The organism is Mesorhizobium sp. WSM4976 (assembly GCF_029625685.1).
GTDB lineage: Bacteria > Pseudomonadota > Alphaproteobacteria > Rhizobiales > Rhizobiaceae > Mesorhizobium.
This window is the reverse complement of sequence record NZ_JARTVT010000005.1, coordinates 97459-110717: the sequence shown is the minus strand read 5'-3', so window position 1 is coordinate 110717 and position 13259 is coordinate 97459. Positions and strand designations below refer to the sequence as shown.

Genomic DNA, 13259 nt, shown 5'->3' with positions numbered 1-13259 from the left:
TCACGGCCAGCCGTCGGCGAGCCGCAACAGCAGCCGCTCCAGCATCTCGTCGCAGCGCCGCAACTGCTCGACGCTGACATATTCGTCCGGCTTGTGTCCCTGTGCCATCGAGCCTGGTCCGCAGACGACGGAAGGCGTGCCGAGATCGCGGCTGAACAATCCGCCTTCCGTGCCGAAGGCGACTTTCATTGTGCTGTTGGCGCCGGTCAGCGATTTGACGAAGGCGACGGCTTCGGACGTCGTCGGCGTGTTGAGGCCCGGATAGGTGTTGGTGATCTCGATGTCGATTGCGGCCTCGGAAGCGATCGAAGCGGCATCCGCGGCAATGCGCGCCGCGGCGCCGCGCAGCCTGTCGAGAATGCCGGCGGCATCGTCGGCGGCGACATTGCGGATCTCGAAATCGACCACGCAAAGGTTGGGCACGATGTTGAGCGCCACTCCGGCATTGATCTTTCCGACATGCACCGTCGTGTAGGGAATGTCGTAATCGCCGTCGCGGGCGCCTTCGCGGGCAAGCCGGTCCTGTTCGTCGCGCAGGGCGCGCACGAAATCGCAGCCGAGATGGATGGCATTGAGCGCCAGCGGGGCGAGAGCCGAATGACCTTCGCGTCCCTTGCAGACGGCGCGCGCCGCGAGCTTGCCCTTGTGCCCGGTAGCCACCTGCATGTTGGTCGGCTCGCCGACGATGCAGAGCAACGGGCGTCGAGGTGCCGCGCTCAGCATTTCGATCAGGTCGTGCACGCCGAGGCAGCCGACCTCCTCGTCGTAGGAGAGCGCCACATGCAAGGGCGTGCGCAGCGGCATCTTCGAAGCCTTGAGACAGGCGGCGAGCGCCGAGGCGACGAAACCCTTCATGTCCGCAGCGCCGCGTCCGTAAAGCTTGCCGTCGCGCGCGGTCATTTCGAATGGCGGCAGAGTCCAGTTCTGGCCATCGACGGGAACGACGTCGGTATGGCCGGAGAGCATAATGCCGGGCCCGTCGGACGGGCCGATCGTGGCAAAGAGGTTCGCCTTGTGGCCGTCGGCGCTGTGGATGAGTTGGCTGGCTATGCCGTTTTCCCCGAGCAGATCCACCACATAGCGGATGAGATCGAGGTTCGAGTCACGGCTCACCGTCGGGAAGGAGATCAGCTGTTCGAGGATCCTTATGCTGTCCATGTCTGTTGCCTCGTTGCCGCTATCGGCTGTGTAGCATCGTGGCGCGGCGGCGCTGAAGTCGCATTTGGCTCAGCTCCGGTTCATCGCAGGCTAATTCCCAGACGCGCGATTAGGCGTGCCCTAATCCGCACAGAAGAATTCCGTAGTTTTCCTGCGCCAGCGCCAACGTATGAGTAGTCTCCGGAGCATCGGCAGCGCCAGCCGACGGGAAGGGAAGTACCATGCGCGACCCACGCTACGACATTCTGTTCGAGCCGATGAAGATCGGTCCGGTGACCGCCAAGAACCGCTTCTATCAGGTTCCGCACTGCAATGGCGGCGGCTATCGCGATCCGTCGGCCGCGGCCGAGATGCGCCGCATGAAGTCCGAAGGCGGATGGGGCGTCATCTTCACCGAGCAGACGGAGATGCATCACACCTCCGAGATCACGCCTTTCATCGAGCTCCGGCTGTGGGACGACGCCGACATTCCGGCTTTGGCCAAGATGGCGAAAGCCATGCACGAATATGGCGCGCTCGCCGGCGTCCAGCTCGCCTATTCCGGCATCAACGGTCCCAACCTCTACACCAAGGAGGTCCCGCGCGGACCGTCGGCGCTGCCGATCCGCACCTTCACCAACGATCCGGTGCAGGCCCGCGCCATGGACAGAGAGGATATACGCGACCTGCGCCGCTGGCACCGCAACGCCTTCAAGCGCGCCAGGCAGGCAGGTTTCGATTTGGTCTGCCTCTACGGCGCGCACGGCTTCGGCATCATCCAGCATTTCCTGTCCACCGCCACCAACCAGCGCAGAGACGAATATGGTGGCTCACTGGAGAACCGTTCGCGGCTGATGCGCGAGCTGATCGAGGAAGGGCGCGACGCGATCGGCGACACCTGCGGCCTGACGCTCAGGCTGTCGCTGGATGAGATGATCGGGGAGCTTGGCTTCGCCAATTCGGAAGTCCGCGACTTGATCGAGATGCATGCCGACCTGCCTGATCTGTGGGACCTTGCCCATGGCGCCTGGGAGGATTGCTCGGGGCCGTCGCGTTTCAAGGAAGAGGCGGCGCAGGAGAGCCTGGTCTCCGGCATCAAGAAGCTGACCTCGAAGCCGGTCGTCGGCGTCGGCCGCTTCACCTCGCCGGACGTGATGGTGCGGATGATCAAGTCGGGCACGCTCGACTTCATCGGCTGCGCGCGCCCGTCTATCGCCGATCCGTTCCTGCCGCGGAAGGTCGAGGAGGGACGCATCGAGGACATACGCGAATGCATCGGCTGCAACATCTGCATCACCGGGGACATGACGATGTCGGTCTCGCGCTGCACGCAGAACCCGACCTTCATGGAAGAATGGCGCAAGGGCTGGCATCCGGAGCGCATGCAGGCCAAGGGCGACAGCGACAGCGTGCTGATCGTCGGCGCCGGGCCAGCCGGACTGGAGGCCGCCCGCGCGCTCGGCTTGCGCGGCTATCGGGTGGCCTTGGCGGAAGCGGGTACCGAACTCGGCGGCCGCGTGGCGCGCGAGTGCCTGCTGCCGGGCCTCTCGGCCTGGGGCAGGGTGCGAGACTATCGCCAATACCAGATCAGCCAGATGCCGAATGTCGACATCTATTTCGAAAGCCGGCTGTCGGCGGACGACATCCTGTCCTTCGGTTTCCAGAACGTCGCCATCTCCACAGGATCGACCTGGCGGCGCGATGGCGTCGCGCGCGCTCACGTCGTGCCGATGCCGTGCGTCGACGCGGCCATGCCGGTCTACACGCCGGACGATCTGATGGACGGCAAGGTGCCTTGCGGCAATGTCGTGCTGTTCGATGACGACCACTATTACATGGGCGGCGTGCTTGCCGAGCTGATGGCCCGCCGGAGCGCTAGGGTCACCCTGGTGACGCCATCGGCCTATGTCTCGGACTGGACCCGCAACACGCTGGAGCAGGGCGCCATCCACCGCCGTCTGGCGGAGCTGGGGGTTGATATCGTCCTCAACAGAACCGTCACGAGCATCGCTTCGGGCGGCGTGGTAACGGCCTGCGTCTATACCGGCGCGCGGCAGGAACTGGCGGCCGACGCCGTCGTCCTGGTCACGTCGCGCAATCAGGACGATGCGGTCTGGCGCGCGCTGAAAGCCCGGAAAAATGAATGGGCCGACAACGGTATCCGGTCGGTCAAGGTCATCGGCGACGCCGAAGCGCCAGGGCCGATCGCCTGGGCGACCTATGCCGGCCACCGCTTCGCCCGCGAGCTGGACGAGGCCGATATCGGCGATGCCTTGCCTTTCCGGCGGGAAGTGGCGGCGCTGACGGCGGATTAGAGCCGGTTCAGGTCAATCACACGTAGCCGCTGCCTTGAGCGCTTCTGCGCGGGAGGGCGCGGGCAAATTTCCGATCCGTCGAACAGCGGCGTAGAACCTCGGATAGTCGCGTGCGCACAAGTCGAACAGGTGAAGGAATGCCGGAACCTCTTCGCCGTAGACTGCGGTCGCGGCGAGCTTCGCGTTGTTGATCGGGCTGTCGAACCAAGCGTCGTATCCGCGGTATCCGGCCCAGTGCTTGTCGCGCATCTTTCGGTAGCGCATCCGCAGCGTGTCGATCGTGGCGGCCTTGGCGGCCGCCATCTGCGCCGGGCTGCGGGGACTTCCATAGACCTGTTTCAGCTCATCCCGGGTCTTCGAGATCAGTCCGAGAAAATCCGCCTTGCGCTTGCGATCGACTTCGTAGCTGCGCAATCCGGCGCGATTGCCGGTGGCCCGGAGCCATTTCCTAGTGCCCGTGGTTTCGACGGTAACCGCGAACGCCTCGTTGAACGCGGAGTCGCCGTTCACATAGAGTTTCTGATGCGCCAGTTCATGGAAGACAAGGCTGGCGAGATAGGTGTCGTTCTGGCGCAGCATGGTGCTGAGCAGCGGGTCGCTGAACCAGCCCAGCGTGGAATAGGCCGTGATCCCTGTCACATAGACGTCCAGCCCCTGCCGCTGCAGCGTGGCGGCATTTTCGAGCGCATCCTTGCGTGAAAAATAGCCCTTATAGGGAACGCAGCCGAACACAGGAAAGCACCATGTTATCGGGGTGAGCGAGTATTGCGGCGCGGCAAAGACCGCCAAGGTCACATCGTCGCGACCGACATCGACATAGCTGCGGTAGCTGTTGTTGTCGGGCAGCGCCAGTTCTTCCGTGGCAAAGCGGCGGATGGCGCTGGCCGACGTCAGCTTGGCGCGCAATGGCGCCGGCGTCGACGGATCACGGATCAGCTTCGCGACATTCTTGCGCGCCGCCATGATCTCGACATGGCCCTCGAACGATTGCGCATAGTAGGAAATGCTGGTGCACCCGGTCGCGCCGGAAGCCATGATGACAGCGGCAAGCAACAGAAAAACGCGCTTCAAAGCTTGCCCACCGCCTGCTCATCTCCTCGGGAGCGAATATCCCTTGCTCCCGAGTCTCAAACAGGCGCACCTGTTTTCGTCAAGACCTCGAGCGGCGGCGCGGCGGTTGCCGTCCCATCAAGACTTGACGATTTCCGTCACGCAGTGGACGTAGTCCATGCGATGGCCTTCGGGAGCTAGCGCAACGTCGGCTTCATAGGCGGCGTAGAAATCGTCGATGATCGCGGAGCGTTCGCTTGGCGGTCGCGAGGGATCGAGCGCGTTGGCAAAAACGGTCTCGGACCAGGAGCGAAGCGTCGGCACATAGGCGTGGGCGAAATCCTGTGCATTGCGATGGGTCCGGAAGGCTTCCGCATAGGGGCAGGGCGTCACCATGGTGAACATCGTCGCCAGCCTTAGTCCGGCTTGCGACACAGGCGAAGCGGGATCGCGGAAGGGTGCCGCGAACTCGTCGGGAGTCTTGTAGAATTGCTGGAAGGTCGCGTTGACATATTCCGTCTCGCTGATCCGTCCGGCGCGGACCAGATCGCGCCAATGGCGCGCGAAGCTGTCGAACATGTCGACGCCCGTCGTATGTCCGAGATACCGGCCTTCCTCGTCGACGCAGAAATTGGCCAGCGCAAGCCGCCCGCCTGATCGTAATTCGCGCGCCCTGGCGAGCAGGATCGTCTCCCAGTCGCGCAGCGCCCGGGCGCGGAACTGCTCGCGCTCGGCATTGCTTGCACCGACCGCCTGGACGTGATCGGCGATCATGCACGGCCGCTTGCTGATCCAATGCATCGCTGTTGCGGAGAAGCCGAACGAGAGCGAATCGTCCGGCAGGATCTGTCGATAGAAGCTGGTGCCGCTGCCGAAGATGTAGAGGCCGGGTGTCTCGGCCAGCGGAACCTCCGTGGAGGTCCCCAGAAGTCCCTGGGTCAGCCGGAACAGAGTCGAGAAATCATTGTGGGGCAGGTCGGTGTAGGTGATCGATATGGCTCGGTTCGGTTCCCTCTCCCGAACGGCGCCGACCAGCCGTCGCATCATGTCCATGGAGGTGCCGCCGTCGGCGGCACCGAAATCGGCGATCGCGAAGGGCAGGCCGTCAGCCAATCGGGGCATCCCGGCAACTGCCTTGACGACGAGGTCGCCGACCTTGTCGATGACGTATTTGGCGCCGACGGTGTTGGCCGAATAGTAGCCTGCGCCACGCATGGCGATCTTCTGGCCGTCGGCTGCGCTCATCTCTTTCTCCCCTTGTTATTCATCGTCCACCCGGCCGCCGCCGGCACCGCGCACGCGCGACCTTTCGCTTTCCGGCACATAGGTCCTGGCGGCGAAGGAATTGAGCGCCGCAAGTGTCCGCTCATCAATCGCGCCGCGCCGGCCTGTGGCTGGCTGCTCGGTTTCGGCGCGGCGTTCGATGACGACATCGGCGCGCGTCGCCAACCCCACGCGCCCCGCCACGCGCATCTCCGACCGGCGCAGCATGGCGTCGAGCCAGACCGGCAGGCCGACATCAAGGATTGGCAGCGGCAGGGCGCTCGCCGGAACCGGTTCGTCGAGCAGCAGGGCCGCCGTCCGGATCGGACAGAGCGGCCTTCCAGTCGCGAGGTCGGTCTCGTCGCTCCGCCAGCGGGCCGCGCGGGCAGGACTAGGCGGCTCGAAGCTTTGTGCGTGTTCGGCAAGGTTCAGCATGGCCACGCCCCAGTTCTCGTCCTCGACCGCGATCCGGCGCGCCGCTCGGCCGATATCCTCGGCCAATCCCCATGAAAATCCGGCGCCCCGCGCCGCCTTGGTGCTCAGCGTTTCCACCTCGTTGAGCGACAGGTCGATCACGCGGCCTCTCCCGCCATCGTCGCGACATCCTCGATCAGCGGCTCGCCGCTGAACAGCGCGATGCGTAGCCAGCGGTCAGAGCGCGGATCGAAGCTGCGCGCGCCGAAGAACGCCAGTTTGGCGCGCAATATGTCGACGGGCCGCAATTCGGCGCCGATCAGGTTGTCGTGAATCTCGGCATAAGGAAATTTCGCGACGATCTGGGCGCGCCGCACCGCATGGCGCCATTCGGGCCGGCGCAGCAGGAAATCGGCGACACTGGCCGAGGCCGGCTCTCGCGCCAGCGCGGCCGCCAGGCCGAGCGCGTCGCGGACGGTGGCCAGAGGCTGTTCGAGCTCGGCTCCATCCTCCTCGAAGCGCTCGCCAAGCCGGGGCTCGAGCTTTTCCGCCGAGACATACCAGAAGCGCGCGTTGGCGGCCGGCTCAGTGAAGTCGATTGCCCTCGCCCAGGAATAGCAGTCGAGAAGGGCCTGGTGCAGCGAGCCGCAGTCCATGCCGCCGTCGACAATATGGCCCGGCGTCTCGTCGGCCTTCATCGTGTCGCCGAGCTCGTCGATCAAGGCGCCGTGGGGCTCGAGGATGAGGGAGACGCAGGCTTCCTGCCCCTCCAGCGAGAAGTGGCCTTCGGCGAAGCGATAGACCGCGTCCCAGGGGCGCGGCTTCGCCAGAAGCTGGTCGAGGTTTTCGGCAAGCGCGCCGAGATCTGCGGCCAGTATTCGGGTTGCGGCGGCCTGGCGGCTGTCGTCGCTGTGCCAGCGGGCAACGCGCTGGCGCAGATCGGCGAGCGCGTTCGAGAAGGCGTCTCGTTCCGCCGCGCCGGCACGTGGTTCGGCGCGCACCCGCGCCAGCGCGGTTTCGCGGGCCAGGAACCAGCTATGCGTCAAGAGCGGATGGCGAACGAGGAAGGGCGCCATGCCGAGGCCGGTCGCGTTACCCACCCCGAGCGCCCGGCGCAGGTCCGGCGCCAGCCTTGCCGCGCCGACCGGGTTGCGGCGACGGGCAATGTGATCGACGAGGTCGAAAGTGAAGGACCGGATCAGCCAGACGGTGAGCATCTCGGCCTGGAAGGATCCGGCAAGCTCAGGCCGTGAGGATATCTCGTCGCGATCCGCGATGCCGAACTTGCCGTTGCCGTAGACCGCCGTGGTGCGAAGCAGATAGCCGACGCCCAGCAACTGCTCCTCATCCGGCTGTTGTCCTTGCGCCAGTGCCGTGGCGACCTCCTCAAAAAGCCTGACACTCTTGTTCGCGCGCGCCAGCACCAGTTCGCGGCTGGTGTAGCGGCCCGCCTCCTGCCGCGGCGCATTTGCCTCCAGCCGGGCGATTTCGGCGGCGTCCGGCAATCCGTCGTAAAGCACGTAGCTCGTGTCCCAGGCCTGCGCGATCACCCGATCCGAGCGCTTCTCATCGGCGAGCGGCGTCGAGAAGGCGACTAGGCTATATATCCTTGCCGGCGTCCCGACCGCATAGACCGCGCGCCCGAACCCATTGTCGTCCAGGTCGAACAGGTGGTTGCGTATACGCCATTTCTCCCTGGTGGCGCGGCGGATCAGCTGGCGCAGGAAGCTGAGCCGCGTCGGATGCGCCGCGCCAAGCCGCTGCAGCCGCATGACGACCTCTGGCGGACGCAGCGCGATCGCCGTCATGCGGCAATCCCGGCGAGTTTTTCTAGGGTGGCAAGCGTTTCCGCCGCCACCTCGATACCATCTCTGGTGTTGTGTTCACGCGCGCCGAAGCGCCTTGTGCCCGGAAGCCTCGCGTCGCCAACGAAGGCGCCGGCGACGGTTTCGAGATTGCTCGTAAACAGCCCACCCGAGGTGGCGTCGGGCGATACCGCCAGGAAGAACTGACCGGTTCCCGGCGGGCCTCCGGCCGTGCCTGAGAAGGGGCTGGCGACAAGTCCGGGGTTCGCTCCCGTCAGGCAGGCGGCGAAGATCTCAACCAAAAGGGCGGATCCCACGCCCTTATAGCCGCCAGCGGGCGCCATCGTGCCTTTCAACGCTTCGGAGGCGTCGGTCGTTGTTTCACCGCGCGCGTCGAAGGCCCAGTTGGAAGGGATGGGCTCCCCGGCGCGGGCGCGCTTGATGACCTCGCTCTTCGCGACGACGCTAGCGCTCTGATCGATGACGAAGCGCGCGCCGCCCTGTCCATCGGGGACCGCAATCGACCAGGGATTGGTGCCTACTGCCGCCTTGCGGCCGCCCCAGGGCGCGATCGAGGCCGGCGCGTTGGTGAAACCCAGCCCGACCAGGCCGGCTCGCGCGATGCGTTCGGTGTGATAGCCCAACGCGCCGCAATTGTATGAATTGCGGATGGCGAGCGCGGCGACACCTTGGGAGCGCGCCGCTTCGATCAGCGGCGGCAGGCCGAGGGCGATTGCCGCATGGGCAAAGCCATTGCCGGCATTGACGGCGAGAACCGCCGGGGCAGGCCGCGTCAGGCGCGGCTCGGCCAGTCCCAGCACCTTGCCGCAGGTCAAATGCTCGCAATAGGTGGGCAGATACATCAGCCCGTGCGACTTCAGGCCGTCGCGTTCCGCCGCCGCAATGCCGGCGGCCAGTGCCTCCGCCTGCCGCTCGCTTGCGCCGTGCCGCGTCAGCGCTTCTCGGGCGAGCGTTTCGATGCGTGCTTGCGTCAGGCGTGTCATCCGGTCACCACCAATCATGCCGAGGCATAGCCGAACTCTCCCTCGCTCGCCTGGGTCTGCTGGCGAATGCATTCGATGAAGCGCAGCGACGCGGGCTGCAGGTTGCGGCCTTCCTTGGCGATCCAGCCGACCGTCCGGCTCGAGCGCGGATCGGCGAGCGGAACGAAGCGCACGGCATGGCTGCACTTCCAGCGGCAGAGCCGGGGCAGGATGGTGACACCGAGCCCGGCCTCCACCATCGCCAGGTTGGAGCTCACATTGGTCGCGGTGAGTTTCGAGCCGGCGGCAAGCGCCTCGGTCTCGGCAAGCCCGAGCGCTGCCGCTGCGCCATTGCGGATGAAGCTCTCGCCTTCCAGCTGCGCCCATTTCAACGGGCGCTTCGATTTCGCCAAAGGATGATCGACCGGACAGACGAAATCGAGCGGCTCTTGGAACAGAGGCTCGAAACTGAGCTGCGGCCGCTTGCTGGCAAGCACGCAGAGGCCCACCTCCACCATGCCGTTTTCGACCACCTCGACGATCGCGTTGGAATCGCTGTCGCGGACGTGGATGTCGAACCGGCTGCCTTCGGCGCGGAGTTGGGCGATCGCGCGCGGCAGCAAGGTGACCGCGACCGAAGGTACACTGGCCACGTCGCAGCGTCCCTGCAGGTCCGCGGCGTAGCTGGTCATCGCCAGACAGGCGCGATCGTAATGGGCGATCATGGCGCGCGCCTCATCGAGCACGATGCGGCCGACCGGCGAGAGCGCCCCCCTGCGCTCACTCTCGAACAGCGGCGCGCCGATGTCGTCTTCCAGTTGCTTCAGGGTCATCGACACGGCCGACGGCGTGCGGCCGATCTGATCGGCGGCGGCGCGCACGCCGCCGGTCTCGCAAACCGCGACGAAGCTGCGCATGCCGGTCAGGCTGATGGTTTTGGTCACTGTTAAGCTTGCCTGAACAATCGTGCCAAAAATTGAGCTTGATTGAAGTTCACAGCATTGGTTAGGTCCTTGTCAACCGAATTGATGCAGGTCGAACACGATGCTGAACGGTCGGAATTTTGTTGCAGGCGAATGGCGCGACGGCGCCGAGTGGGTCGAGGACATCAATCCCTCGGACGTGACCGATGTCGTCGGGCGCTTTGCCCAGGCGCGGCCTTCCGACGTCCACGACGCCGCTGCGGCGGCGCAAGGCGCGCAACGGGAGTGGGCGGCGGCGGGGCTGGAGGCGCGGGCCGCCGTTCTGGACGCAATCGGGCGCGAGTTGATGGCGCGCTCGAAAGAGCTTGGCGAAATGCTTTCGCGCGAAGAGGGCAAAACTCTTCCCGAGGGTGTCGGCGAGGTCTATCGCGCCGGACAGTTCTTCACCTATTTCGCCGCCGAGGCCTTGCGCAATCTCGGCGCCTCGGCCGATTCGGTTCGGGCCGGCGTGGATGTCCTGATCGAGCGCGAGCCGCTGGGCGTCGTCGCGATCATTTCGCCCTGGAATTTCCCTGTCGCCACCGCATCCTGGAAGATTGCGCCAGCGCTGGCCTTTGGCAATGCGGTGGTCTGGAAACCGGCCAACATTACGCCCGCGAGCGCCTGGGCACTGACCGAGATCATCAGCCGGCAGGCGATCCCGAAAGGCCTGTTCAACCTGGTGATGGGATCAGGATCGACGGTCGGGCGCGAGCTTGCCGCCAACGCCGATATCCAGGGCCTGAGCTTCACCGGTTCGGGCGCAGTCGGCTCAGGCATAGCGGCGGTCGCCGCCGCGCGGTTCGTGAAACTCCAACTCGAAATGGGATCGAAGAATCCGTTTGTCGTTATGGACGATGCCGACCTCGATCGCGCCGTCGACCTGGCCGTGAACGGCGCCTTCGGCGGCACCGGTCAGAAATGCACGGCCTCGTCGCGCCTGATCGTGCATCGGCCGATCCATGACGCCTTCGTCGAGAAATTGCTAGCGAAAACCAGGGCCCTGAAGGTCGGCCATGCGCTTGAGGCCGGCGTCCAGATGGGGCCGGTCGTCAGCGCAGAGCAGCTCTCGGCCAATCTCGATTATGTGACGCTGGGCATCAGCGAAGGCGCCGAGCTTGCGACCGGCGGCGAGGCGCTCGACCTGGCACATAACGGGTACTACATGGCGCCGGCCGTGTTCCTCAACGGACGTTCGCGCATGCGCATCAACCAGGAGGAGATGTTCGCGCCGATCACCTGCGTCATTCCGGCCGACGATCTCGACGAGGCGATCTTCCTTGCCAACGACACGCCCTATGGGCTGACGGCCGGCATCGCCACGCGCTCGTTGGCGCGCGCGACGAAATTCCGCCACGCCTCGCGCTCGGGCTGCGTCATGGTCAACCTGGCGACCGCCGGCACCGACTATCACGTGCCGTTCGGCGGCGTTCGTGCCTCGAGCTACGGCCCGCGTGAGCAAGGCCGCTCGGCGGTCGAGTTCTACACCCAGGTCAAGACGTCCTACATCCACGCAGGCGCGCCCGAATGACCAGCGCCGCGCCGCAAGTGCTCATCGACGGGCTGCAATATTGCAACTGGTCGCGCGAGATCTTTCAACAGATGCGCGAGGGCGGGTTGACCGCGGTCCACGCCACCGTCGGCTACCATGAGGGCTTTCGCGAGACGGTGCGCCATCTCGTCGATTGGCGCACACGCTTCCGCGATAATGAGGACCTGATCCTTCTGGCGCGCGACAGCGGTGACATCGAGTGTGCCAGCGCCACGAACCGAACGGCTATTTTCCTCGGGCTGCAAAACCCGATGCCGATCGAAGACGACATCGGCCTGATCGAGATGCTGTTTGATCTCGGCATCCGTTTCATGCAGCTCACCTACAACAACCAGTCCTTGCTCGGCTGCGGCTGGATGGAAAAGGAGGACAGCGGCGTGACGCGGATGGGGCGCGAGGCGGTCGCCGAGATGAACCGGCTCGGCATGATCATCGATCTGTCGCATGCGGGCGAGCGGACGGCGCTCGAAACCATCGCCCTCTCTCGACGTCCGGTGGTTATCAGCCACGCCAACCCGCGCTGGCTCCGCGACAGCAATCGCAATGTGTCCAAGGACGTTTTGCGGGCATTGCGCGAAAAGCAAGGGCTGCTCGGCCTCTCGCTTTATCCGCTGCATCTTCCGAACGGCTCCGACACGACGCTCGATCAATTTGGCAACATGGCCAGGGAAGCGGCTGAAATCATGGGGCCGGAGCATCTCGGCATCGGCTCGGATCTCTGCCAGCACCAGCCCGACAGCGCCGTGCGCTGGATGCGCGAAGGCCGCTGGACCCGCGAGGTCCAAGCCACTGCAAGCTTCCCGGCTCAGCCGGCTTGGTTCGGATCGAACCTCGACTTCCCAGGGCTTTCGCAGGGCCTGCTCGCTGCGGGCTTCGACGAGATGGGAACATCCCTTGTGCTCGGCGGCGCCTGGCATCGCTTCATCCGGGACAGCATGCCTTCCGCTGGCTGAGTGCCGCGCTATTCGGCCGGCTTGTCGTCCGGGTGGCCAAGCTCGCAGAACCAGCCGCCGAGAAATTTCACCGAGGGCCTCTTCGGATCGGGAACAGGGGTTTTCGCTTCGACGGTGGCGCGGTACGGCTCGGCGCTGTCCTGGGGGATGAAGCCGAGATGGTCGGCGCCGCTGTTGTCGACCATCTTCAGCTTGTTGTCCGATATGCCGAAGGAGATCGTGTGGCCGACACGCGGAGCCGTCAATGATGCTTCGACCAAGCGCACGCAGTCGGCGAAGGAGAGATAAGACCACAGCATGCGGCGATCGGCCGGCTCGGGGAAAGACGAGAAGATGCGCAGGCACGCGGTCTCGATGCCGAACTTGTCCCAATAGAGCCGGCTCAGGCTCTCGACGAAATTCTTCGACACGCCATAGAGACTGTCGGGACGCACCGGCGCGTCGACGCCGATATGCGCCTCGATCTCGTGATAGCCGATCGCGTGCACGGACGAGGCGTAGATGACGCGCTTCACCCCGTGTTTCCGGGCGCCTTCATAGATGTGGTAGGAGCCGCGGATGCTGGAATCCAAGATGGTCTGCCATTCACATTCGAGCGGCGCGCCACCGAAATGCACGATCGCATCGCAATCCTTGGTAGCCGCGATCGTGGCTTCCATGTCGGCGAGATCGAAGACTGCTTCCTCTTCATGAGGCGCGAGATCGCCGAAGGGCTCGCGGCCCGCCAGGCGGATCGTTTTGGCGAGCGGCACCAGCCCCTTGCGCAGCTGTGAGCCGAGCCGGCCGGCGGCGCCCGTGATCAGGATACGTTCGTATTGCGGCATG

Annotated in this window: 11 protein-coding genes; 3 read left to right on the top strand and 8 right to left on the bottom strand. The window is 65.1% G+C overall.

Annotated features, from left to right (window positions below):
• Positions 1-1158, bottom strand: coding sequence for an acetylornithine deacetylase (argE, locus tag P9272_RS07915; RefSeq protein ID WP_278160081.1), 1158 nt, complete (start codon positions 1156-1158; stop codon positions 1-3).
• A 221-nt stretch (positions 1159-1379) separates the two neighbouring features.
• On the opposite strand from argE, the gene P9272_RS07910 reads away from it, so the two are divergent.
• Positions 1380-3452: an NAD(P)-binding protein gene (locus tag P9272_RS07910; RefSeq protein ID WP_278160080.1), complete on the top strand. Its 2073-nt coding sequence runs from the start codon at positions 1380-1382 to the stop codon at positions 3450-3452.
• 12 nt (positions 3453-3464) lie between these two features.
• Here the strand turns inward: P9272_RS07910 and P9272_RS07905 are convergent, their stop codons facing one another.
• The 6 genes from P9272_RS07905 to P9272_RS07880 all read right to left on the bottom strand — a co-directional run bounded on the left by P9272_RS07905 (position 3465) and on the right by P9272_RS07880 (position 9911).
• A complete protein-coding gene (locus P9272_RS07905) occupies positions 3465-4487 on the bottom strand; it encodes an aminopeptidase (protein WP_278160218.1) in 1023 nt (340 codons plus the stop codon).
• A gap of 153 nt (positions 4488-4640) precedes the next feature.
• Positions 4641-5747 carry an SAM-dependent methyltransferase gene (locus P9272_RS07900; protein ID WP_278160079.1) on the bottom strand — a complete coding sequence of 369 codons (1107 nt, stop codon included), beginning with the start codon at positions 5745-5747 and terminating at the stop codon, positions 4641-4643.
• A 15-nt stretch (positions 5748-5762) separates the two neighbouring features.
• The gene (locus tag P9272_RS07895) at positions 5763-6341 is read right to left on the bottom strand and encodes a DUF3726 domain-containing protein (RefSeq protein ID WP_278160078.1); all 579 of its coding nucleotides are present in this window, start codon (positions 6339-6341) and stop codon (positions 5763-5765) included.
• Positions 6338-7987 (bottom strand): hypothetical protein, encoded by a 1650-nt coding sequence (locus P9272_RS07890; protein ID WP_278160077.1) that lies wholly within the window; start codon positions 7985-7987, stop codon positions 6338-6340. Before P9272_RS07890 ends, P9272_RS07895 begins: the two co-directional genes overlap by 4 nt.
• Positions 7984-8988 (bottom strand): Ldh family oxidoreductase, encoded by a 1005-nt coding sequence (locus P9272_RS07885; protein WP_278160076.1) that lies wholly within the window; start codon positions 8986-8988, stop codon positions 7984-7986. Before P9272_RS07885 ends, P9272_RS07890 begins: the two co-directional genes overlap by 4 nt.
• A gap of 14 nt (positions 8989-9002) precedes the next feature.
• Complete coding sequence (locus P9272_RS07880; protein ID WP_128256536.1) at positions 9003-9911, bottom strand: LysR family transcriptional regulator; 909 nt, start codon at positions 9909-9911, stop codon at positions 9003-9005.
• A gap of 100 nt (positions 9912-10011) precedes the next feature.
• On the opposite strand from P9272_RS07880, the gene P9272_RS07875 reads away from it, so the two are divergent.
• Complete coding sequence (locus tag P9272_RS07875) at positions 10012-11460, top strand: aldehyde dehydrogenase family protein (protein ID WP_278160075.1); 1449 nt, start codon at positions 10012-10014, stop codon at positions 11458-11460.
• Entirely contained in the window at positions 11457-12434 is a 978-nt protein-coding gene (locus P9272_RS07870; RefSeq protein ID WP_278160074.1) for a membrane dipeptidase, read from the top strand. The genes P9272_RS07875 and P9272_RS07870 overlap by 4 nt, the downstream gene beginning before the upstream one ends.
• A gap of 8 nt (positions 12435-12442) precedes the next feature.
• On the opposite strand, the gene P9272_RS07865 is transcribed toward P9272_RS07870, so the two are convergent.
• Positions 12443-13258 carry an NAD(P)-dependent oxidoreductase gene (locus P9272_RS07865; protein WP_278160073.1) on the bottom strand — a complete coding sequence of 272 codons (816 nt, stop codon included), beginning with the start codon at positions 13256-13258 and terminating at the stop codon, positions 12443-12445.
• Between the last annotated feature and the right edge of the window lies 1 nt (position 13259).